The sequence below is a fragment of the Pseudomonas mosselii genome (genome assembly GCF_003205295.1).
Classification (GTDB): Bacteria; Pseudomonadota; Gammaproteobacteria; order Pseudomonadales; family Pseudomonadaceae; genus Aquipseudomonas; species Aquipseudomonas mosselii_B.
On the sequence record NZ_QJRP01000016.1, the window covers coordinates 22,440 to 44,658 of the forward strand.

At 63.3% G+C, this 22,219-nt stretch carries 18 protein-coding genes; 16 read left to right on the forward strand and 2 right to left on the reverse strand.

Features of this window, described 5'->3' with window-relative positions:
- Positions 1-16: 16 nt before the first annotated feature.
- Positions 17-2,719 (reverse strand): [protein-PII] uridylyltransferase, encoded by a 2,703-nt coding sequence (locus DMX06_RS16115; protein WP_110738397.1) that lies wholly within the window; start codon positions 2,717-2,719, stop codon positions 17-19.
- A gap of 25 nt (positions 2,720-2,744) precedes the next feature.
- Complete coding sequence (gene map / locus DMX06_RS16120; RefSeq protein ID WP_050704409.1) at positions 2,745-3,527, reverse strand: type I methionyl aminopeptidase; 783 nt, start codon at positions 3,525-3,527, stop codon at positions 2,745-2,747.
- Between the two features lie 350 nt (positions 3,528-3,877).
- Between map and rpsB the strand changes: the two genes are divergently transcribed.
- From rpsB to dnaE, 16 genes are all read left to right on the forward strand, one after another.
- Positions 3,878-4,615, forward strand: coding sequence for a 30S ribosomal protein S2 (gene rpsB, locus DMX06_RS16125; RefSeq protein WP_028690678.1), 738 nt, complete (start codon positions 3,878-3,880; stop codon positions 4,613-4,615).
- A 185-nt stretch (positions 4,616-4,800) separates the two neighbouring features.
- Positions 4,801-5,664: a translation elongation factor Ts gene (gene tsf, locus DMX06_RS16130; protein WP_050704410.1), complete on the forward strand. Its 864-nt coding sequence runs from the start codon at positions 4,801-4,803 to the stop codon at positions 5,662-5,664.
- A gap of 177 nt (positions 5,665-5,841) precedes the next feature.
- Positions 5,842-6,585 (forward strand): UMP kinase, encoded by a 744-nt coding sequence (gene pyrH / locus DMX06_RS16135; protein ID WP_028690676.1) that lies wholly within the window; start codon positions 5,842-5,844, stop codon positions 6,583-6,585.
- Positions 6,582-7,139 (forward strand): ribosome recycling factor, encoded by a 558-nt coding sequence (frr, locus tag DMX06_RS16140; protein WP_110738398.1) that lies wholly within the window; start codon positions 6,582-6,584, stop codon positions 7,137-7,139. Before pyrH ends, frr begins: the two co-directional genes overlap by 4 nt.
- 16 nt (positions 7,140-7,155) lie before the next feature.
- The gene (gene uppS / locus DMX06_RS16145; protein WP_110738399.1) at positions 7,156-7,911 is read left to right on the forward strand and encodes a polyprenyl diphosphate synthase; all 756 of its coding nucleotides are present in this window, start codon (positions 7,156-7,158) and stop codon (positions 7,909-7,911) included.
- The gene (locus DMX06_RS16150) at positions 7,911-8,726 is read left to right on the forward strand and encodes a phosphatidate cytidylyltransferase (protein WP_050704411.1); all 816 of its coding nucleotides are present in this window, start codon (positions 7,911-7,913) and stop codon (positions 8,724-8,726) included. Before uppS ends, DMX06_RS16150 begins: the two co-directional genes overlap by 1 nt.
- Complete coding sequence (ispC, locus tag DMX06_RS16155) at positions 8,723-9,913, forward strand: 1-deoxy-D-xylulose-5-phosphate reductoisomerase (protein ID WP_110738400.1); 1,191 nt, start codon at positions 8,723-8,725, stop codon at positions 9,911-9,913. The genes DMX06_RS16150 and ispC overlap by 4 nt, the downstream gene beginning before the upstream one ends.
- Before the next feature lie 42 nt (positions 9,914-9,955).
- Entirely contained in the window at positions 9,956-11,308 is a 1,353-nt protein-coding gene (gene rseP / locus DMX06_RS16160) for an RIP metalloprotease RseP (protein WP_110738401.1), read from the forward strand.
- A gap of 75 nt (positions 11,309-11,383) precedes the next feature.
- On the forward strand, positions 11,384-13,744 hold the full coding sequence (gene bamA / locus DMX06_RS16165) for an outer membrane protein assembly factor BamA (protein ID WP_110738402.1): 2,361 nt from the start codon (positions 11,384-11,386) through the stop codon (positions 13,742-13,744).
- 44 nt (positions 13,745-13,788) lie between these two features.
- Positions 13,789-14,292 (forward strand): OmpH family outer membrane protein, encoded by a 504-nt coding sequence (locus DMX06_RS16170; RefSeq protein WP_023629834.1) that lies wholly within the window; start codon positions 13,789-13,791, stop codon positions 14,290-14,292.
- 1 nt (position 14,293) lies between these two features.
- On the forward strand, positions 14,294-15,349 hold the full coding sequence (gene lpxD / locus DMX06_RS16175; protein ID WP_110738403.1) for a UDP-3-O-(3-hydroxymyristoyl)glucosamine N-acyltransferase: 1,056 nt from the start codon (positions 14,294-14,296) through the stop codon (positions 15,347-15,349).
- Between the two features lie 112 nt (positions 15,350-15,461).
- A complete protein-coding gene (gene fabZ / locus DMX06_RS16180) occupies positions 15,462-15,902 on the forward strand; it encodes a 3-hydroxyacyl-ACP dehydratase FabZ (protein ID WP_003252314.1) in 441 nt (146 codons plus the stop codon).
- Positions 15,899-16,675, forward strand: a complete 777-nt coding sequence (gene lpxA / locus DMX06_RS16185) for an acyl-ACP--UDP-N-acetylglucosamine O-acyltransferase (RefSeq protein ID WP_028690667.1) — start codon at positions 15,899-15,901, stop codon at positions 16,673-16,675. Before fabZ ends, lpxA begins: the two co-directional genes overlap by 4 nt.
- Before the next feature lies 1 nt (position 16,676).
- Positions 16,677-17,804 (forward strand): lipid-A-disaccharide synthase, encoded by a 1,128-nt coding sequence (lpxB, locus tag DMX06_RS16190; protein WP_110738404.1) that lies wholly within the window; start codon positions 16,677-16,679, stop codon positions 17,802-17,804.
- 1 nt (position 17,805) lies between these two features.
- Entirely contained in the window at positions 17,806-18,429 is a 624-nt protein-coding gene (gene rnhB / locus DMX06_RS16195; RefSeq protein WP_110738405.1) for a ribonuclease HII, read from the forward strand.
- A 167-nt stretch (positions 18,430-18,596) separates the two neighbouring features.
- Positions 18,597-22,121 carry a DNA polymerase III subunit alpha gene (dnaE, locus tag DMX06_RS16200; protein WP_110738406.1) on the forward strand — a complete coding sequence of 1,175 codons (3,525 nt, stop codon included), beginning with the start codon at positions 18,597-18,599 and terminating at the stop codon, positions 22,119-22,121.
- The last annotated feature ends 98 nt before the right edge of the window (positions 22,122-22,219 follow it).

Here is a 22,219-nt window from a genome sequence, read left to right on the forward strand (position 1 = left end):
CAAGGTCTCGTTATCGTCAAAAGGTCATGCGGGTGGGGCTGGCATCGCTGGCCTGGCCGGCCTGCAACTGCTGGACGATGGCCTCCTGCAGGCGGCTGCACAGCTGCGGGTCGGACAGCGGCTGGTTGTCGGCGTCGGTGATGAAGAACACGTCCTCCACGCGCTCTCCGAGGGTGGCGATCTTGGCGTTCTGCAGCGAGATGTCGAACTCCAGGAAGATCCGCCCGATCCGCGCCAGCAGGCCGGGCCGGTCCGGGGCGGTGATCTCGAGGATGGTCACCGGGCGCTGGGCATCGTTGAGAATGGTCACCTGCGGTGGGAAATCGAAGTGCTTGAGCTGGCGCGGGACCCGGCGCTGGATGATCGCCGGGTAGTCCTCGGGGGTGCGCAGCGCTTCGGTCAGGCCGTCGCGGATCTGCCTGACCCGCTGCGGGTTGTCGCCGATCGAGCCGCCGTCGTTGTCGAGCACGATATAGGTGTCGAGGGTGAACTGGCTGCTCGAGGTGATGATCCGGGCGTCGTGGATGTTCAGGTTGAGCTGGGCCATGGCGGCCACGGTCACGGCGAAGAAATCGTGCTGGTCGGGGGCGTAGATGAAGATCTGCGTGCCGCCCTCGAACTCGCGCTGGGTGGTTTCCTTGATCAGCACCAGCGGCCCGCCGTCGGCCGGCTGCTGGAGGATCGCGTCGCTGTGCCAGGCCACGTCGGCAGCGTTGTGCTTGAGGAAGTAGTCGTCACCCAGTTGCGACCAGAGTTGCTCGACGTCGTCCGGGTCGGTGCCTTCGCGCACCAGGATGTCGAGTGCGGCGCTCTGGGTCTGGCGGATCTGCTCCTCGCGGTCCAGCGGGTTTTCCAGGCCCCGGCGCAGGGCGCGCTTGGTCTCGGTGTAGAGCTGGCGCAAGAGGCTCGCCCGCCAGGAGTTCCACAAGCTGGGGTTGGTGGCGTTGATGTCGGCCACGGTCAGCACGTAGAGGTAGTCCAGGCGCGTTTCATCACCCACGTGCAGGGCGAAGTCGTTGATCACCTGCGGGTCGGAAAGGTCCTTGCGTTGGGCAGTGGTGGACATTACCAGGTGGTTCTGCACCAGCCAGACGATCAGCCGGCTGTCCCAGGCCGGCAACTGATGGCGCGCGCAGAAGGCCTGTGCGTCCACTGCGCCCAGCTCGGAGTGGTCGCCCTGGCGACCCTTGCCGATGTCGTGGTAGAGGCCGGCAAGGTAGATCAGCTCGGGCTTGGGCAGGCGGCCCATGAGCTTGCTGGCCAGCGGGAATTTCTCGGAAACCGGGGTGTACTGCAGCTTGCGCAGGTGCTTGATCAGGTTGAGGGTGTGCGCGTCGACCGTGTAGATGTGGAACAGGTCGTGCTGCATCTGCCCGACGATCAGGCCGAACTCCGGCAGGTAGCGGCCGAGGATGCCGTAGCGGTTCATCCGCCGCAGGTTGCGGTGGATGCCGATCTCGCACTTGAACAGCTCGATGAACAGGCTGGTGTTGCGGATATCGTTGCGGAACCTGTCGTCGATCAGGTGGCGATGCTCGCGCAGCAGGCGCACGGTGTCGGCGCGCACACCCTTGATCTCGGGGTGCTGGGCCATCAGCACGAAGATCTCCAGCATGGCGAACGGGGTGCGCCGGAAGACGTTCGGGTTGACCGCTTCTATATAGCCGTCGTGCAGGCGGAAGCGCGCGTTCAGCGGCTGGGTGGCGCCGCTGTCGTCATCGGCGAGGATCACTTCCTCGAAGTGCTGGATGATCAGGTCGCACAGCTGGCTGATGCTCATCACCACCCGGTAGTACTGCTGCATGAACTGTTCGATGGCGCGCTTGGGGTTGTCGTCGGTGTAGCCCAGCAGCGCGGCGATGCTGCGCTGGTGGTCGAACAGCAGGCGATCCTCGGCGCGTCCGGCGAGCATGTGCAAGGCGTAGCGCACGCGCCAGAGGAAGGCCTGGGAGGAGGCCAGCAGTTCGTTCTCGCTTTCCAGCAGAAAATCTTCGCCGGCCAGGGCGTGCAGATTGAGGGTGCCGTACTGGCGCCGGGCCACCCAGAGCACTGTCTGGATGTCGCGCAGGCCGCCCGGCCCGCCCTTGACGTTGGGCTCGAGGTTGTACTCGGTGTCGTTGTACTTGTGGTGGCGGGCCTTGAGCTCGGCGCGCTTGGCCAGGAAGAACTCCTTGCTCGGCCACATATGAGCGGTGCTGGTGGCGTCGAGCATGCGTCGGCGCAGTGACTCGGGGCCGGCGATGGTGCGGCTTTCCATCAGGTTGGTGATGACCGTAAGGTCGGCCCGGGCCTGCTCGGCGCATTCGTCGACGGTGCGCACGCTCTGGCCGACTTCCAGGCCGATGTCCCACAGCAGCGTGAGGAAGCGCTCGATGGCGTCGCGGTACTGCTCGTGCTCGGCGGCGTCGAGCAGGATCAGCAGGTCGATGTCCGAGAACGGGTGCAGCTCGCCGCGGCCATAGCCGCCCACCGCCACCAGGGCGATGCCGTCCGGCGCGCCCCAGCTGAACTGGTGCCAGGCCTGTTGCAGGATGTTGTCGACGAACCAGGCGCGGTCCTCGATCAGCCGGCGGATCTCGCGGCCTTCACGGAAACGCTTGTCGAGCACCTCGCCGGCCATGCGGATGGCCTTCTTGAAGGCGGCGATGGGGCTTGCCTTGAGGGCCAGTTCCGCCTGGAACTGGCCGCGGTCGAACAGCTCGGGATCCACCTGGGGCATCGAGTCGCGTTCCTGTTAGTCAGTATCAGGCCGAGGTGCGCGGGATGGTGTCGTCCTTGCGCAGGGTGAAGATCTCGTAGCCGCTGGCGGTCACCACCAGGGTGTGCTCCCACTGGGCCGAGAGTTTGCGGTCCTTGGTGATGGCGGTCCAGCCGTCGCCCAGCACCTTGGTGTCGGCCTTGCCCTGGTTGATCATCGGCTCGATGGTGAAGGTCATGCCTTCCTTGAGTTCCATGCCGGTGCCGGCGCGGCCGTAGTGGAGGATTTGCGGCTCTTCGTGGAACACCTTGCCGATGCCGTGGCCGCAGAACTCGCGCACCACCGAGAAACCGTTCTTCTCGGCGTGTTTCTGGATCACTTCGCCGATGTCGCCCAGGCGGCAGCCGGGCTTGACCAGCTCGATGGCCTTGTACAGGCACTCCTGGGTGACCTTGGACAGGCGCTCGGCCCACGGCGCGACGGTGCCGACATGGAACATGCGGCTGGTGTCGCCGTGGTAGCCGTCCTTGATCACGGTCACGTCGATGTTGATGGTGTCGCCGTCCTTGAGCGCCTTGTCATTGGGAATGCCGTGGCAGACCACATGGTTGATCGAGGTGCAGATCGACTTGGGGAAGCCCTTGTAGTTGAGTGGCGCAGGGATCGCCTGCTGGACGTTGACGATATAGTCGTGGCACAGGCGGTCGAGCTCTTCGGTGGTGACGCCGGGCTTGACGTGCTCCTCGATCATTTCCAGCACTTCGGCGGCCAGGCGGCCAGCGATGCGCATCTTCTCGATGTCTTCTGCGGTCTTGATGGTGACGGTCATGAACAGGCTCTCTACGGCGCCCTGCGTGGCGCGAACAAACGGGAAAGACCGGATTCTACCAGAGCGCGGCGGCGATCTGTCGGGAGAGTCTCCCGTGGATCCGCTGGTCTATTGAAGGCATTCTGGCCGCAAAGCGCGGGGGCTGCAAAAGCCGCTGACGGACGAAGCATGATCCGGGTTCCGTTCGGGCTCGGCCTGTGGTATAAAATGCGCCGCTTTCGGGGGATGTCCTCCGTCAGCTCAAACCCACACACGTGTCGACACGATGGCCTGGGTGCCCGGTTTCCCTGGAAACACGGGTTGGTCATTGGGATACGTGGAGGCCCAACCCGACTTATCAAGGAACTATCATGTCCCAAGTCAACATGCGCGATATGCTGAAGGCCGGTGTGCACTTCGGCCACCAGACCCGTTACTGGAACCCGAAAATGGGCAAGTACATTTTCGGCGCGCGTAACAAGATCCACATCATCAACCTGGAAAAAACCCTGCCAATGTTCAACGAAGCTCTGTCCTTCGTAGAGCGCCTGGCCCAGGGCAAGAACAAGATCATGTTCGTCGGCACCAAGCGTTCCGCCGGCAAGATCGTCGCCGAGCAAGCTGCTCGTTGCGGTTCGCCATACGTTGATCACCGTTGGTTGGGCGGCATGCTGACCAACTACAAGACCATCCGCGCCTCGATCAAGCGTCTGCGCGACCTGGAAACCCAGGCCGAAGACGGCACTTTCGCCAAGCTGACCAAGAAAGAAGCCCTGATGCGTTCGCGCGATCTGGAAAAACTGGACCGCAGCCTGGGTGGTATCAAGGACATGGGCGGCCTGCCTGATGCCCTGTTCGTGATCGACGTCGACCACGAGCGCATTGCCATCACCGAAGCCAACAAGCTGGGCATCCCGGTCATCGGCGTTGTCGATACCAACAGCAGCCCGGAAGGTGTTGACTACATCATCCCAGGTAACGATGACGCCATCCGCGCCATCGAGCTGTACATGACTTCGATGGCTGACGCCGTCATCCGCGGCCGCAACAACGTTGCCGGCGGCACTGAAGTCTACGCTGAAGAAGCGGCTGCACCTGCTGCTGAGTAATTGACGCCTGGCGTCTACTTGGCACGCAAAAAGGGGGCTTGGCCCCCTTTTTGCCACCTTGAAATCCTGCTGTCAGCAACGGCCCCGCATCATGGGCGAGCTGATATAAAGGCAGCGATTTGCAGAATTTAACGCCCGTGACGAGCGGGTGGAATGGTTGAAAAACTTTCCAAGAGGATTTTGAAATGGCAGCAATTACTGCGGCGCTGGTCAAAGAACTGCGCGAGCGTACCGGCGAAGGCATGATGGATTGCAAAAAGGCCCTGGAAAAGGCCGGCGGCGACATCGAGAAAGCCATTGACGACATGCGTGCCTCGGGCGCCATCAAGGCCGCCAAGAAGGCTGGCAACGTCGCTGCTGAGGGCGCTATCGCCGTCAAGACCGACGGTAAATCCGCCGTTCTGCTGGAAGTGAACTCGCAGACCGACTTCCTGGCCCTGCAAGACGACTTCAAGAACTTCGTTGCCGAAAGCATCGAAGAAGCCTTCGCCCAGAAGCTGACCGACGCAGCTCCGCTGATCGCCTCGCGTGAAGCCGCTCGTGAAGCCCTGGTTGCCAAGTGCGGCGAGAACGTCAACATCCGTCGCCTGGTGCGCGTTGAAGGCGACGTTGTCGGTGCCTACCTGCACGGCAACAAGATCGGTGCCGTTGTTGTCCTGAAAGGCGGCGACGTCGATCTGGCCAAGAACATTGCCATGCACGTTGCAGCCTCGAACCCAGAGTTCCTGGATGCGTCGGAAATCTCCGCCGAGGCCATCGAGCGCGAGAAGAACGTCTTCCTGCAACTGAATGCCGACAAGATCGCCGGCAAGCCGGAAAACATCGTTGAAAACATGATCAACGGTCGTATCTCCAAGTTCAAGGCCGAAGCCTCGCTGAAAGAGCAAGCCTTCGTCATGGATCCGGAAGTCAAAGTTGGCGCGCTGGCCAAGAAAGCCGGTGCTGAAATCGTTTCCTTCACCTACTTCAAGGTCGGCGAAGGCATCGAGAAGCCGGTCGACGACTTCGCTGCCGAAGTTGCCGCCCAGGTAGCTGCCGCCAAGCAGTAAGACGGATTCGTCTGTCGCCCCGAAGAGGCTGCCCGCTTACGCGCGCAGCCTCTTTGTCAAAGCGGCAGCGGTTCACGAGACCGTTGCTCGCTGACGCATGAAGTGCGTCACGCTAGAGTTACGCGCAGGCTGAAACAGCCCGCCAGATTTTTACAAACGCCGCAGGAGAGATTCGCAATGGCTCAGCAGGGCAGTGGTCATCAGGCTCGCTATAAACGCATTCTACTCAAACTTAGCGGCGAGGCCCTGATGGGCTCGGAAGAGTTCGGGATCGACCCCAAGGTCCTGGATCGCATGGCGCTGGAAGTCGGCCAGCTGGTCGGCATTGGCGTCCAGGTCGGCCTGGTGATCGGTGGCGGCAACCTGTTCCGTGGCGCGGCGCTCAGTGCAGCCGGCATGGACCGCGTTACCGGCGACCACATGGGCATGCTGGCCACCGTGATGAACGGCCTGGCCATGCGCGACGCGCTGGAGCGGGCGAACATCACCGCCATCGTCATGTCGGCCATCTCCATGGTCGGTGTGACCGATCATTACGATCGGCGCAAGGCCATGCGTCACCTGAATTCCAAGGAAGTCGTGATCTTCGCTGCCGGTACCGGCAACCCGTTCTTCACCACCGACTCCGCCGCTTGCCTGCGCGCCATCGAAATCGATGCCGACGTGGTATTGAAGGCAACCAAGGTCGATGGTGTATACACTGCAGATCCATTCAAGGACCCGCATGCCGAGAAGTTCGATCATCTGTCCTACGATGAAGTGCTGGATCGCAAGCTGGGCGTAATGGACCTGACGGCAATCTGCCTTTGCCGCGATCACAAGATGCCGCTGCGCGTCTTCAACATGAACAAGCCCGGCGCCCTGCTGAACATCGTGCATGGCGGCGCGGAAGGAACTCTGATCGAGGAAGTTCAAAAATGATCAACGAAATCAAGAAAGACGCCCAGGCGCGCATGCAAAAGTCGCTGGAGTCGCTGATCCACGCATTTGGCCAGATCCGCACCGGCAAGGCGCATCCGAGCGTCCTGGGCAGCGTGATGGTGCCTTACTATGGCACCGACACCCCGCTGACCAGTGTCGCTAACGTGACCGTCAAGGACAACCAGACCCTGCAAGTCGTGCCTTTCGAGCGCAACATGCTGGGCGCCATCGACAAGGCCATCGGCAGCGCTGGCTTGAATCTCAATCCGACCAACCTGGGCGAGTTGCTGCTGGTCAATATGCCTCCGCTGACCGAAGAGACCCGCAAGGGCTTCACCAAGCAGGCTCGCGCCGCGGCTGAAGATGCGCGTGTTGCCGTGCGCAACATTCGTCGTGATGCCATGGGTGACCTGAAGAAGCTGTCCAAGGACAAGGAAATCAGCGAAGACGAAGAGCGTCGTGCCAGTGCCGACATCGACAAGCTGATCAAGGATATCGAGGCGCAGATCGCCAAGGCCACCGAAGCCAAAGAAAAGGACCTGATGGCCATCTAAGGGTCAGGACGCCTTCATGGAAAAGACCAAGCAGACTGTGCCCTCCGTGGTGCCGCGTCACGTGGCGATCATCATGGATGGGAATAATCGCTGGGCGAAGAAACGCTTTATGCCCGGCATTGCCGGGCATAAAGCGGGTGTCGATGCGGTGCGCGCCGTGATCGAAGTGTGCGCCGAGGCGAAGGTCGAGGTGCTCACGCTTTTTGCGTTCTCCAGTGAGAACTGGCAGCGACCGGCGGACGAAGTCAGTGCCCTTATGGACCTGTTCTTCAAGGCGCTGCGCCGCGAGGCCAAGCGCCTGAACGACAATAACATCAGCCTGCGTATCATCGGCGACCGCTCGCGCTTCCATCCGGAGCTCCAGGCTGCCATGCGTGAGGCTGAGGCCGCGACCGCCGGGAGCAATCGTTTCATCCTGCAGATCGCCGCCAACTACGGTGGCCAGTGGGATATCGCCCAGGCTGCCCAACGCCTGGCGCGTGAAGTGCAGGCCGGCCATCTGCGGCCGGACGACATCACGCCGGATCTGTTGCAGACCTGCCTGGTAACGGGCGAGCTGCCATTGCCCGACCTGTGCATCCGCACCGGTGGCGAGCACCGCATCAGCAATTTCCTCCTGTGGCAGCTGGCCTACGCCGAGCTGTACTTCTCCGACCTTTATTGGCCGGACTTCAAACACGAGGCCATGCGCAACGCGCTGGCCGATTTCGCTTCGCGCCAGCGCCGCTTCGGTAAGACCAGCGAGCAGGTCGAAGCCGGAGCCCGTGCTTAATGCTTAAACAACGCATCATTACCGCGCTGATCCTGCTGCCGATCGCGTTGGGTGGTTTCTTCCTGCTCAACGGCGGGGATTTCGCCCTGTTCATCGGCTTCGTGGTAACGCTCGGCGCCTGGGAGTGGGCGCGTCTGGCCGGCCTGGTGGCGCAGCCGCTGCGCATCGCTTACGCCGCCGTGGTGGCGGGCGGCCTGATGCTGCTCTACCTGATGCCCGACCTTGCGCCCTGGGTGCTGGGCGCCTCGGTGATCTGGTGGGCCCTGGCCACCTGGCTGGTGCTGACCTACCCGCGTAGCGGCGAGCTGTGGAGCAGCGCCGCCTGTCGCCTGCTGATCGGCCTGTTGGTACTGCTGCCTGCCTGGCAGGGCCTGGTGCTGCTCAAGCACTGGCCGCTGGGCAACTGGCTGATCCTGTCGGTGATGGTGCTGGTCTGGGCTGCCGACATTGGCGCGTACTTCTCCGGTCGGGCCTTCGGCAAGCGCAAGCTGGCGCCGCAGGTCAGTCCGGGCAAGAGCTGGGAGGGCGTCTATGGCGGTCTCGCGGTCAGCCTGCTGATCACCCTGGCCGTGGGTTTCGCCCGCGACTGGAGTATTGGCCAGGTGCTGCTGGGTCTGCTGGGGGCTGTCGTTGTAGTGATGTCCTCGGTGGTCGGCGACCTGACCGAGAGCATGTTCAAGCGCCGTGAAGGCATCAAGGACAGCAGCAACCTGCTGCCGGGTCATGGCGGCGTGCTCGATCGCATCGACAGCCTGACCGCGGCGATTCCGATGTTTGCCGTGCTGCTGTGGGCGGCTGAGTGGGGTGTGATGTGAGTGCCGTGCAACGCATAACCGTGCTGGGGGCCACCGGCTCCATCGGCCTGAGCACGCTGGACGTCATTGCCCGACACCCTGACCGTTACCAGGTGTTCGCGCTGAGCGGCTATTCGCGCATTGACGAACTGCTGGCCCTGTGCGAGCGTCATCGTCCGGCGTTTGCCGTGGTGCCGAACGCCGAGGCGGCCGCGCGCCTGCGTCAGGGGCTGGCCGCAGCGGGCTGTGCCACCGAGGTGCTCGAGGGTGAGGCCGGGTTGTGCCAGGTGGCCGCTGCGTCAGAGGTGGACACCGTGATGGCGGCCATCGTCGGCGCTGCTGGCCTGCGCCCGACCCTGGCTGCGGTCGAGGCGGGCAAGAAGGTGCTGCTGGCCAACAAGGAGGCCCTGGTGATGTCCGGGGCCCTGTTCATGGATGCGGTGCACCGCAGCGGTTCGGTATTGCTGCCGATCGACAGCGAGCACAACGCGATCTTCCAGTGCATGCCCGGCGATTACGCCCGTGGCCTGGGTGCTGTCGGCGTGCGCCGGATCCTGCTGACTGCATCCGGCGGGCCATTCCGCGAAACCCCTGCCGAAGTGTTGCTGGATGTAACTCCGGAGCAGGCCTGCGCGCACCCGAACTGGTCAATGGGCCGCAAGATCTCGGTCGATTCGGCCAGCATGCTGAACAAAGGCCTGGAGCTGATCGAGGCCTGCTGGCTGTTCGATGCCAAGCCGTCCCAGATTGAAGTGGTGGTGCACCCGCAGAGTGTCATTCACTCGCTGGTGGATTACGTCGATGGCTCGGTGCTTGCCCAGCTGGGCAATCCGGACATGCGCACGCCGATCTCCAATGCCCTGGCCTGGCCGGAGCGGATCGATTCGGGCGTCGCGCCGCTGGACCTGTTCGCCATCGCCCGTCTGGATTTCCAGGCGCCCGACGAACAGCGCTTCCCATGCCTGCGCCTGGCGCGTCAGGCTGCCGAGGCGGGCAACAGTGCGCCAGCGGTGCTCAATGCCGCCAACGAAGTGGCCGTCGAGGCGTTTCTCCAGCGGCGTATCCGCTTCCCGGAGATCGCGGGTATGATCGAACAGGTGCTCGACCAGGAGCCCGTGGTGGCATTGCCCACCCTCGAGGCGGTATTCGCCGCCGACCAGCGTGCCCGGGAGCTGTCCCGGGAGTGGCTGCGACGCCACGGCCGCTGAAGCCTGCGGCCGACTCCGCCGAATGTCACCCGGAGATTGGACATGACTGCGCTCTACATGATTGTCGGCACCCTGATTGCCCTGGGTGTGCTGGTTACCTTCCACGAGTTCGGCCACTTCTGGGTGGCGCGGCGTTGCGGGGTCAAGGTCCTGCGTTTTTCGGTGGGCTTCGGCACGCCACTGGTGCGCTGGCATGACCGCCACGGCACCGAGTTCGTCGTCGCCGCGATTCCCTTGGGCGGCTACGTCAAGATGCTCGACGAGCGCGAGGGCGAGGTCCCGCCAGCGCTGGTCGAGCAATCTTTCAATCGCAAGTCGGTTCGCCAGCGCATCGCCATCGTGGCCGCAGGCCCCATCGCCAACTTCCTGCTGGCCATCCTGTTCTTCTGGGTGGTGGCCATGCTGGGCTCGCAACAGGTGCGTCCGGTCATCGGTGGCGTCGAGGCCGGCAGCCTGGCGGCCAGCGCCGGTCTGACCGTCGGCCAGGAAATCGTTTCCATCGATGGCGAACCGACCAATGGCTGGTCGGCGGTCAACCTGCAACTCGTGCGCCGCCTAGGCGAGAGCGGCACGTTGCGGATCGGGGTGCTCGATGAGGGGGCGACGGCCGAGCGCCAATTGAATGTTTCCCTGAATCAATGGCTCAAGGGCGTCGACGAACCCGAGCCGATCCAGTCCCTTGGCCTGCGCCCATGGCGTCCGGCTGTGGTGCCGGTACTGGCAGAGATCGATCCGAAAGGGCCGGCGGCCGCGGCCGGGCTCAAGACCGGTGACAAGCTGCTGGCGCTCGACGGCGTGGAACTGGCCGACTGGCAGCAGGTGGTCGACGCGGTCCGTGCCCGTCCCGAGAAAAAGGTCAGCCTGCGCATCGAGCGCGACGGTGCACCGCTCGAGGTTGTCGTCACCCTGGCGCGAAAGGGCGAGGGCCAGGCGTCCGGCGGCTATCTCGGCGCCGGGGTCAAGGCCGCCGAATGGCCGGCGAAGATGCTCCGCGAAGTCAGCTATGGGCCGCTCGAGGCGGTAGGCGAGGGGCTTTCGCGTACCTGGAACATGAGCGTCCTGACCCTCGAATCGCTGAAGAAAATGCTGTTCGGAGAGCTCTCGGTAAAAAACTTGAGCGGACCGATAACCATTGCTAAAGTGGCGGGCGCTTCAGCCCAGTCGGGCGTTGGGGATTTCCTGAATTTCCTGGCCTACCTGAGCATAAGCCTGGGGGTTCTGAACCTGCTGCCCATCCCGGTACTGGATGGGGGGCATTTGCTGTTCTACCTGATCGAGTGGGCGCGCGGTCGTCCGCTCTCGGATCGGGTGCAAGGTTGGGGGGTCCAGATCGGTATCAGTTTGGTCGTCGGGGTGATGTTGCTCGCCCTGATCAACGATCTGGGTCGACTATAAAAGCTTCGCTCAATCGCGAAACCTGCCGCCTTGTCGCGGCGGGTTGTTTATTGCCAGTTGGAATAAAAGGACTTCATGAAACGTCTGCTGCTAACTGCGGTGCTCTCCGCACTGATGATCGCTGAAGTTCACGCCGAGTCCTTCACCATCTCCGATATTCGTGTCAACGGCCTGCAGCGGGTATCCGCCGGCAGCGTGTTCGGCGCGTTGCCGCTGAACGTCGGTGACCAGGTCGACGACCGCCGTCTGGTCGACTCGACTCGCTCGCTGTTCAAGACCGGCTTCTTCCAGGACATTCAGCTGAACCGCGACGGCAATGTCCTGATCATCAACGTGGTCGAGCGCCCCTCGGTGTCGAGCATCGAGATCGAAGGCAACAAGGCGATCAGCACCGAAGACCTGATGAAGGGCCTGAAACAGTCGGGCCTGGCCGAAGGCGAGATCTTCCAGCGCGCGACGCTTGAAGGCGTGCGTAACGAATTGCAGCGCCAGTACGTGGCCCAGGGCCGCTACTCCGCCGAGGTCGACGCCGAAGTCGTGCCGCAGCCGCGCAACCGCGTCGGCCTGAAGATCAAGATCAACGAAGGCACCGTGGCCGCGATCCAGCACATCAACGTGGTGGGCAACACGGTCTTCGACGACGAGACCCTCGGCCAGCTGTTCGAGCTCAAGACCACCAACTGGCTCTCGTTCTTCAAGAACGATGACAAGTACGCCCGGGAAAAGCTCTCCGGTGACCTGGAGCGCCTGCGTTCCTACTACCTGGACCGCGGCTACATCAACATGGACATCGCGTCCACCCAGGTGTCGATCACCCCGGACAAGAAGCACGTCTACATCACCGTCAACATCAACGAGGGCGAGAAGTACACCGTCCGCGACGTGAAGTTGTCCGGTGACCTGAAAGTGCCGGAAGACCAGGTCAAGTCGCTGCTGCTGGTGCAGCCGGGCCAGGTGTTCTCGCGCAAGGTGATGACCACCACCTCGGACCTGATCACCCGTCGTCTGGGCAACGAAGGCTACACCTTCGCCAACGTCAACGGCGTGCCGCAGCCGAACGACCAGGATCACACCGTCGACATCATGTTCGTCGTCGATCCGGGCAAGCGTGCCTACGTCAACCGCATCAACTACCGTGGCAACACCAAGACCGAAGACGAAGTGCTGCGCCGCGAAATGCGTCAGATGGAAGGTGGTTGGGCCTCGACCTACCTGATCGATCAGTCCAAGACCCGCCTCGAGCGCCTGGGCTTCTTCAAGGAAGTCAACGTCGAGACGCCGCCGGTGCCGGGCACCGACGACCAGGTCGACGTCAACTACAGCGTTGAAGAGCAGGCCTCCGGCTCGATCACCGCCAGCGTCGGTTTCGCCCAGAGCGCCGGCCTGATCCTGGGTGGTTCGATCAGCCAGAACAACTTCCTCGGTACCGGTAACAAGGTCTCCATCGGCCTGACCCGTTCCGAGTACCAGACCCGCTACAACTTCGGCTACGTCGATCCCTACTTCACCGCCGATGGCGTGAGCCTGGGCTACAACGCCTTCTACCGCAGCACCGACTACGACGACCTCGACGTCGACGTGGCCAGCTACGCGGTGGACAGCCTCGGTGCCGGTGTCAGCCTCGGCTACCCGATCAGCGAGACCTCGCGCCTGACCTACGGCCTGACCGTGCAGCAGGACAAGATCAAGACCGGCCGCTACACCGTCGATGAGATCTTCAAGTTCCTCCAGGACGAAGGCGACAACTTCCTGAACTTCAAGGCCTCGATCGGCTGGTCCGAGTCGACCCTGAACAAAGGCGTGCTGGCCACCCGCGGTCACTCCCAGAGCCTGACCCTGGAAACCACCGTGCCGGGCAGCGACCTGTCGTTCTACAAGCTCGACTACCGCGGCCAGCTGTTCAAGCCGATCAACAACGACTACACCCTGCGCCTGCACACCGAACTGGGCTATGGTGATGGTTTCGGCTCGACCTCCGGCCTGCCGTTCTATGAAAACTACTACGCGGGCGGTTTCAACTCCGTGCGCGGCTTCAAGGACAGCACCCTGGGCCCACGCAGTACCCCGAGCCGTGGCGCCGCGGTGACCGGCAACCAGGGCACCATCGCCGACCCGGATCAGGATCCGCTGCCGTTCGGCGGCAACGTCCTCGTCCAGGGTGGCGTGGAGCTGCTGTTCCCGCTGCCGTTCGTCAAGGATCAGCGCTCGCTGCGCACGTCCGTGTTCTGGGACGTGGGTAACGTGTTCGACACCAACTGCGGCTCCAAGCCCGATTGCACCAAGGTCGGTTTCTCGGACATGGCCAGTTCGGTCGGTCTGGGCGTGACCTGGATCACCGCGCTGGGCCCGTTGAGCTTCAGCCTGGCGATGCCGATCAAGAAGCCGGACGACGCCGACACGCAAGTGTTCCAATTCTCTCTGGGCCAGACCTTCTGAGGTCGGCCCTTGCATAACGACAACGGATTATCCAGGAGTGCATCGTGCGTAAGTTGACCCAACTGGCCCTCGTGGCCGCGGCGCTGGTCGCCACCCCGGCTTTCGCCGAAATGAAAGTTGCCGTGCTGAACTATCAGATGGCCCTGCTGGAATCCGACGCGGCCAAGAAATACGCCGTTGACGCCGAGAAGAAGTTCGGCCCGCAACTGACCAAACTCAAGGGCCTGGAAAGCAGCGCCAAGGGTATCCAGGACCGCCTGATCAAGGGCGGCGACAAGATGCCTCAGCCTGAGCGTGAACGCCTGGAGCTCGAGTTCAAGCAAAAAGCCCGCGACTTCCAGTTCCAGTCCAAGGAACTCAACGAAGCCAAGGCCGTGGCCGACCGCGACATGCTCAAGCAGCTCAAGCCGAAGCTCGACGGCGCTGTCGAGGAAGTGATCAAGAAGGGCGGTTTCGACCTGGTTCTGGAGCGTGGCGCGGTCATCGATGTCAAGCCGCAGTACGACATCACCCGCCAGGTCATCGAGCGCATGAACCAAGCCCGTTGATATGACCGTGACCATGACGCTCGGCCAGCTGGCCGAGGCCCTCGGGGCCGAACTCAAAGGCCCCGAGGCGCTGGAGATCACCGGGCTGGCCACCTTGCAGGAGGCCGGTTCCGGGCAGTTGAGCTTCCTGGCCAACAAGCAGTACCGCAAGTTCCTGGACGACTCCTCGGCCAGCGCGGTATTGCTCAAGGCCGAGGACGCCGAAGGTTTTGCCGGCAACGCCCTGATCGTTGCCGACCCTTACCTGGCCTATGCACGCATTTCGCACCTGTTCGATCCGAAGCCCAGGGCTGTGGCGGGAATCCATCCCAGCGCCGTGGTTGCCGAGGATGCCCAGGTGGATGCCAGCGCCAGCATCGGCCCGTTCGCGGTGATCGAGAGCGGCGCGCGCATTGGCGCCAATGTGACGGTCGGCGCGCACTGCTTCGTCGGTGCCCGCTGCGTCATCGGCGAGGGTGGCTGGCTGGCTCCGCGGGTCACGCTGTATCACGACGTGACCATCGGCAAGCGCGTGGTCATCCAGTCCGGCGCGGTGATCGGTGGCGAGGGCTTCGGCTTTGCCAACGAGAAGGGTATTTGGCGCAAGATCGCGCAGATCGGCGGCGTCACCCTGGGTGATGACGTGGAGATCGGCGTGAACACCGCGGTAGACCGCGGCGCGCTGTCGGACACCCGCATCGGCGATGGCGTCAAGCTCGACAACCAGATCCAGATCGCCCACAACGTGCAGGTCGGCGACCACACGGCGATGGCGGCCTGCGTCGGGATTTCCGGCAGCACCCGCATCGGCAAGCATTGCATGATTGCCGGCGGCGTCGGGATGGTCGGCCACATCGACGTCTGCGACAATGTCTTCGTTTCCGGCATGACCATGGTGACCCGTTCGATTACCGAGCCGGGTGGCTATTCTTCCGGTACGGCCATGCAACCCTTGGCCGAGTGGCGCAAGAGCGCCGCTCGCATTCGCCAGCTGGACGAGATGTCCAAGCGTCTCCAGCAGCTGGAAAAGCGTGTCGACACCGTGACCTCAGGTGGCCAGCCGACATCAGAAGGCTGATACCATTTACTGAGCGAGCGTTACAGTCGCTAGCTGGCTCCTCTTTGGATCTGCAAAAGGAGCGTGTGGTCAGCACCTGCGCTCCCTATTCTTATACAGGCTTCCCCCCGAAATGATGGACATCAACGAGATTCGCGAATACCTGCCTCACCGTTACCCGTTCCTGCTGGTGGACCGTGTGACGGACCTGGACTTCGAGGCCCAAAGCATTCGTGCCTACAAGAATGTCAGCATCAACGAGCCGTTCTTCAATGGCCATTTCCCGGCGCATCCGATCATGCCGGGCGTGCTGATCATCGAGGCGATGGCCCAGGCGGCCGGGATTCTCGGATTCAAGATGCTCGACGCCAAGCCGGCGGACGGCACTCTTTACTACTTCGTCGGCTCCGACAAGCTGCGCTTCCGTCAGCCGGTGCTGCCAGGTGACCAGCTGGTGCTGGAAGCCAAGTTCCTCAGCCGCAAGAGCATGATCTGGAAGTTCGAGTGCCGCGCCCTGGTGGACGGCAAGCCGGTCTGCTCGGCCGAGATCACCTGCGCGGAACGCTCCCTATGAGTTCGATTGACCCAAGGGCGATCATCGACCCCTCGGCCAAATTGGCCGAGGGCGTCGAGGTCGGCCCCTGGTCGATCGTAGGCCCCGATGTGGAAATCGGGGAGGGCACCGTCATCGGTCCGCACGTGGTGCTCAAGGGGCCGACCCGCATCGGCAAGCACAATCGTATCTACCAGTTTTCCTCGATCGGCGAAGACACCCCTGACCTGAAGTACAAGGGTGAGCCGACGCGTCTGGTGATCGGTGACCACAACGTGATCCGCGAGGGTGTCACCATCCACCGCGGCACCGTGCAGGACCGTTCGGAAACAACCCTGGGCGATCACAACCTGATCATGGCCTATGCCCACATCGGCCACGACAGCGTCATCGGCAACCACTGCATCCTGGTCAACAACACCGCGCTGGCGGGCCATGTGCATGTCGGCGACTGGGCGATCCTGTCCGGCTACACCCTGGTTCACCAGTACTGCCATATTGGCGCCCACGCGTTTTCCGGCATGGGCACCGCGATCGGCAAGGACGTACCGGCCTACGTCACCGTGTTCGGCAGCCCGGCCGAGGCGCGCAGCATGAACTTCGAAGGCCTGCGCCGTCGCGGTTTCAGCGACGAAGTGCTGCACGCCCTGCGACGCGCCTACAAGATCGTCTACCGCCAGGGCCTGACCGTCGAAGAAGCGCTCAAGGAGCTGGATGAGCTGGTCACGCAGTTCCCTGAAGTCGACCTGTTCCGCCAATCGATCGCCAATTCCGCCCGCGGCATCACCCGCTGACATGGCCCGGCTCTGCGTGGCGCTGGTCGCGGGCGAGGCCAGCGGCGATATTCTTGGTTCCGGCCTGATGCGCGCCATCAAGGAACGCCATCCCGACGTACGGTTCATCGGTGTTGGCGGTCCCTTGATGGAAGCCGAGGGCATGATCTCCCACTTCCCGATGGAGCGCCTGGCCGTCATGGGCCTGGTCGAAGTGCTCGGACGCCTGCGTGAACTGCTCAAGCGGCGCAAGGAACTGATCCAGACACTGATCGGCGAAAAGCCCGACGTGTTCATCGGCATCGATGCTCCCGATTTCACCCTCAATATCGAACTCAAGCTGCGCCAGGCCGGGATCAAGACGGTGCATTACGTCAGCCCGTCGGTCTGGGCCTGGCGGCAGAAGCGCGTGCTGAAGATTCGCGAGGGTTGCGACCTGATGCTCACCCTGTTGCCGTTCGAGGCGCGCTTTTATGAAGAGCAGGGCGTGCCGGTGCGTTTCGTCGGCCATCCGCTGGCGGACACTATCCCCCTGGAGGCCGACCGTGGCGCGGCGCGTGCCGAACTGGGCCTGGACGCAGGCCCGGTGATCGCGTTGATGCCTGGCAGCCGGGGCGGTGAGGTGGGGCGCCTGGGGGCCTTGTTCCTCGATGCCGCCCAGCGCCTGTGCGAGCTGGTGCCCGGCGTGCGCTTCGTGCTGCCGTGCGCGAATGCCGCCCGGCGTGCCCAGGTCGAGCAGATGCTCGAAGGGCGCGAGTTGCCGCTGACCCTGCTGGACGGTCGCTCGCACCAGGCGCTGGCCGCCTGTGACGCGGTGCTGATCGCGTCTGGCACCGCCACCCTGGAAGCGATGCTTTACAAGCGACCAATGGTGGTGGCCTACCGCCTGGCGCCGCTGACCTACTGGATCCTCAAGCGCATGGTCAAGAGCCCGTACGTGTCGCTGCCCAACCTGCTGGCCCAGCGCCTGCTGGTACCGGAACTGCTGCAGGACGCCGCCACCAGCGAAGCCCTGGCCCAGACCCTGGCGCCGCTGGTCAAGGACGGCTCGCAACAGACCGACAGCTTCGACCAGATTCACCGCACCCTGCGCCGCGACGCCTCCAACCAGGCGGCCGACGCGGTGCTCGCCCTGTTGAAGGACCGCTGACATGCAGATGGGACTGGATTTCAACCTGGTTGAAGAACTGGTGGCCGGCGTCGATGAAGTGGGCCGTGGCCCGCTGTGCGGCGCGGTGGTCACTGCGGCGGTGATTCTCGACCCGCGCCGACCGATCCTCGGCCTGAACGACTCGAAGAAGCTCACCGAGGCCAAGCGCGACGCGCTGTTCGACGAGATCCGCGAAAAGGCCCTGAGCTTCTGCATCGCCCGGGCCGAAGTCGAGGAAATCGACCGTCTGAACATCCTCCAGGCCACCATGCTGGCCATGCAGCGCGCGGTCGAAGGGCTGCACATCACGCCGAAACTGGCGCTGATCGACGGCAACCGTTGCCCGAAGCTGGCAGTGCCGGCTGCGCCCGTGGTCAAGGGTGATTCCCAAGTGCCGGCGATCGCGGCGGCCTCGATCCTGGCCAAGGTCACCCGTGACCGCGAGATGAGCGCGTTCGAGCTGATCTATCCGGGTTATGGAATGGGTGGGCACAAGGGGTATCCGACCCCCGTTCACCTCGAGGCCCTGGCCCGTCTTGGGCCGACGCCCATTCATCGGCGTTCGTTCGCGCCTGTTCGGGCCGCATGGGAAGCCCGTGAAGGCATTTCCACCTCGCTGATCTGATCGGCTCCATTCATCGCGGGGCAAGCCCGCTCCCACGCCGAGCTGTGTGGGGGCGGGCTTGCCCCGCGATGCATTCTGCAACCAACCGCTGACCTGCAGGCGAGGCAAGCGAAGAGCAATACGCTACAATCCCGCCCTTGTCGTTCAGCACTGCTACAGGATCCTCCATGTCGGTCTCCTTCGTTCACCTTCGCGTGCACTCCGAATTCTCCCTGGTCGACGGCCTGGTGCGGATCAAGCCGCTGGCCAAGGCCCTGGCCGGGATGAGCATGCCGGCGGTGGCAATCACCGACCAGAGCAACATGTGCTCGCTGGTGAAGTTCTACAAGACCGCCATGGGCGCCGGCATCAAGCCGATCTGCGGCGCCGACCTGTGGCTGGCCGGGGCCGACCCCGAGGCGCCGCTGTCGCGCATTTGCTTCCTGGCGATGAATCCCAAGGGTTATCGCAACCTCACCGAGCTGATCTCCCGTGGCTGGACCGACGGCCAGCGCAACGGCCTTGTGATCATCCAGCGTGACTGGATCGCCCCGGCCAGCGAAGGGTTGATCGCCCTGTCCGCGGGCAAGGAAGGCGATATTGGCATGGCGCTGATGACCGGCCGTCAGGACGAGGCCGAAGCCTTGCTCGGCGACTGGATGGGCATGTTCCCGGACCGTTTCTATGTCGAGGTGCAACGGACCAACCGCGCTGGTGATGAAGAATACGTGCACGCCGCCGTGGCCCTGGCCGACAAGCTTGGCGCACCGCTGGTGGCGACCAACGACGTGCGTTTCATCAAGCAGTCGGACTTCGATGCCCACGAGACCCGCGTCTGCATCGGCGAGGGCTGGACCCTGGACGACCCGCGCCGCCCGCGCGGCTACAGCGACCAGCAGTACCTCAAGTCGCCCGAAGAGATGGCCGAGCTGTTCAGCGACCTGCCGGACGCCATTGCCAACACCGTCGAGATCGCCAAGCGCTGCAACATCACCGTGCAGCTGGGCAAGTACTTCCTCCCCGATTTCCCGACGCCCAACGGCATGGGCATCGACGACTACCTGCGCCATGTCTCTCATGAAGGTCTGGAAGAGCGCCTGGCGGTGCTCTGGCCGAAGGAGACCACGCCCAATTACGAAGAGAAGCGCCAGGTCTACCTGGACCGCCTGAAGTTCGAGCTGGATATCATCATCCAGATGGGCTTCCCCGGTTACTTCCTGATCGTTATGGACTTCATCAAGTGGGCCAAGAACAACGACGTGCCGGTCGGGCCGGGCCGGGGCTCGGGTGCCGGCTCGCTTGTGGCCTATGTACTCAAGATCACCGACCTCGACCCCCTGGCCTATGACCTGCTGTTCGAGCGCTTCCTGAACCCTGAACGTATTTCCATGCCCGACTTCGACGTCGACTTTTGCATGGATGGTCGCGACCGCGTGATCGACTACGTGGCCGAGGCCTACGGGCGCAATGCGGTGAGCCAGATCATCACCTTCGGTACCATGGCCGCCAAGGCGGTAGTGCGAGATGTGGCGCGGGTGCAGGGCAAGTCCTACGGCCTGGCCGACCGCCTGTCGAAGATGATCCCGTTCGAAGTGGGCATGACCCTGGAGAAGGCCTACGAGCAGGAAGAGATCCTGCGTGATTTCCTCAAGAGTGACGAGGACGGCCGCGAGATCTGGGACATGGCCCTCAAGCTCGAAGGTGTCACTCGTGGTACCGGCAAGCACGCCGGTGGCGTGGTGATCGCGCCGACCAAGCTCACCGATTTTTCGCCGATCGCCTGTGACGAAGAAGGCGGCGGCCTGGTGACCCAGTTCGACAAGGATGACGTCGAGGCGGCGGGCCTGGTGAAGTTCGACTTCCTCGGCCTGCGGACCCTGACCATCATCAAGTGGGCGATGGAGATCATCAACCGCGAGCAGGCCAAGAAGAACCTGCCCGACGTCAACATCGACTTCATCCCGCTGGACGACCGCAAGACCTACGAGCTGCTGCAAAAAGCCGAGACCACCGCGGTGTTCCAGCTCGAATCCCGTGGCATGAAGGAGCTGATCAAGAAGCTCAAGCCCGACTGTCTGGAAGACCTCATCGCACTGGTGGCGCTGTTCCGTCCAGGGCCGCTGCAATCGGGCATGGTGGACGACTTCATCAACCGCAAGCACGGCCGGGCAGAGCTGGCCTACCCGCACTCCGACTACCAGTACGAAGGCCTCAAGCCGGTACTCGCGCCGACCTACGGCATCATCCTGTACCAGGAACAGGTGATGCAGATCGCCCAGGTGATGGCCGGCTACACCCTCGGTGGCGCCGACATGCTGCGCCGGGCCATGGGTAAGAAAAAGCCCGAGGAAATGGCCAAGCAGCGTGGTGGTTTCATCGAAGGCTGCGTGGCCAACAACATCGATGCGGACCTGGCCGGTAACATCTTCGACCTGGTAGAGAAGTTCGCAGGCTACGGCTTCAACAAATCCCACTCCGCCGCCTACGGCCTGGTGTCGTACCAGACCGCCTGGCTGAAAACCCACCACCCGGCGCCGTTCATGGCCGCGGTGTTGTCGGCGGATATGCACAACACCGACAAGGTGGTGGTGCTGGTCGAGGAAGTGCGCAGCATGAAGCTGCGCCTGGACGCGCCGGACGTGAACTTCTCGGACTTCAAGTTCACCGTCAACAATGACGGGCGCATCGTCTATGGCCTGGGCGCGATCAAGGGCGTGGGCGAGGGGCCGGTGGAGGCGATCGTCGAAGCCCGCGCCCAGGGCGGGCCGTTCAAGGACCTGTTCGACTTCTGCGAGCGGATTGACCTCAAGCGGGTCAACAAGCGCACCCTCGACGCACTGATCCGCAGTGGTGCGCTGGACCGCCTGGGGCCGCACTTCCATGACGAGATCAAGGCCTACCAGGCCAACATCGACATCAACCGTGCAACCTTGCTGTCGGCGCTGGGCGAGGCCGTGAAGGCTGCCGAGCAGGCCGCCCATACCGCGGACAGTGGCCACGTCGACCTGTTCGGCGGCATGTTCGATGAGGCGGATGTCGACGTCTACGCCAACCATCGCAAGGTGCGCGAGCTGACGCTCAAGGAACGCCTCAAGGGCGAAAAGGATACCCTTGGGCTGTACCTGACCGGCCACCCTATCGACGAATACGAGACCGAGATCCGCCGTTTCGCCCGCCAGCGCATCGTCGACCTCAAGCCGGCGCGGGACACCCAGACCATCGCCGGCATGATCATTGCCCTGCGGGTGATGAAGAACAAGAAGGGTGACAAGATGGGCTTTGTCACCCTGGATGACCGTTCCGGGCGCATCGAGGCCTCGCTGTTCGCCGATGCCTTCATGGGCGCCCAGGCACTGCTGCAGACCGACGCCATGGTGGTGGTGGAAGGGGAGGTGAGCAATGACGACTTCTCCGGCGGCCTGCGCCTGCGGGTCAAGACCGTGATGACCATGGAGGACGCCCGGACCAAGCTGGCCGAGAGCCTGCGTCTGAAGGTCGGCCATGATGCGCTCAAGGGCGATCGTTTGAAATGGCTGGGCGAGCTGATCACCCGTCACCGCGGCGGCTGCCCGATCACCCTGGAGTACACCGGCAGCGACGCCAAGGCCATGCTGCAGTTCGGCGACCAGTGGTCGATCGACCCGGCCGATGGCCTGATTCAGGCACTGCGTGACCAGTTCGGGCGTGAGAACGTCTTCCTGCAATACCGTTGAAACGACGCATTTTAATCTCGACCTTTATGCGCCTGATCCCTTAAGGTAGGGCGCCAAACGGATCAACCGGCCGGCCGCCTGGCCGTAGACCCAAGACG

What these genes read in the sequence shown, in the direction of transcription:
- rnhB (WP_110738405.1), top strand. Translation starts at nt 17,806, where the DNA reads ATGCAGATGGGACTGGATTTCAACCTGGTTGAAGAACTGGTGGCCGGC.
- uppS (WP_110738399.1), top strand. Translation starts at nt 7,156, where the DNA reads ATGGAAAAGACCAAGCAGACTGTGCCCTCCGTGGTGCCGCGTCACGTG.
- rseP (WP_110738401.1), top strand. Translation starts at nt 9,956, where the DNA reads ATGACTGCGCTCTACATGATTGTCGGCACCCTGATTGCCCTGGGTGTG.
- map (WP_050704409.1), bottom strand. Translation starts at nt 3,527, where the DNA reads ATGACCGTCACCATCAAGACCGCAGAAGACATCGAGAAGATGCGCATC.
- rpsB (WP_028690678.1), top strand. Translation starts at nt 3,878, where the DNA reads ATGTCCCAAGTCAACATGCGCGATATGCTGAAGGCCGGTGTGCACTTC.
- lpxA (WP_028690667.1), top strand. Translation starts at nt 15,899, where the DNA reads ATGAGTTCGATTGACCCAAGGGCGATCATCGACCCCTCGGCCAAATTG.
- bamA (WP_110738402.1), top strand. Translation starts at nt 11,384, where the DNA reads ATGAAACGTCTGCTGCTAACTGCGGTGCTCTCCGCACTGATGATCGCT.
- tsf (WP_050704410.1), top strand. Translation starts at nt 4,801, where the DNA reads ATGGCAGCAATTACTGCGGCGCTGGTCAAAGAACTGCGCGAGCGTACC.
- lpxB (WP_110738404.1), top strand. Translation starts at nt 16,677, where the DNA reads ATGGCCCGGCTCTGCGTGGCGCTGGTCGCGGGCGAGGCCAGCGGCGAT.
- pyrH (WP_028690676.1), top strand. Translation starts at nt 5,842, where the DNA reads ATGGCTCAGCAGGGCAGTGGTCATCAGGCTCGCTATAAACGCATTCTA.
- dnaE (WP_110738406.1), top strand. Translation starts at nt 18,597, where the DNA reads ATGTCGGTCTCCTTCGTTCACCTTCGCGTGCACTCCGAATTCTCCCTG.
- DMX06_RS16115 (WP_110738397.1), bottom strand. Translation starts at nt 2,719, where the DNA reads ATGCCCCAGGTGGATCCCGAGCTGTTCGACCGCGGCCAGTTCCAGGCG.
- lpxD (WP_110738403.1), top strand. Translation starts at nt 14,294, where the DNA reads ATGACCGTGACCATGACGCTCGGCCAGCTGGCCGAGGCCCTCGGGGCC.
- frr (WP_110738398.1), top strand. Translation starts at nt 6,582, where the DNA reads ATGATCAACGAAATCAAGAAAGACGCCCAGGCGCGCATGCAAAAGTCG.
- fabZ (WP_003252314.1), top strand. Translation starts at nt 15,462, where the DNA reads ATGATGGACATCAACGAGATTCGCGAATACCTGCCTCACCGTTACCCG.
- DMX06_RS16150 (WP_050704411.1), top strand. Translation starts at nt 7,911, where the DNA reads ATGCTTAAACAACGCATCATTACCGCGCTGATCCTGCTGCCGATCGCG.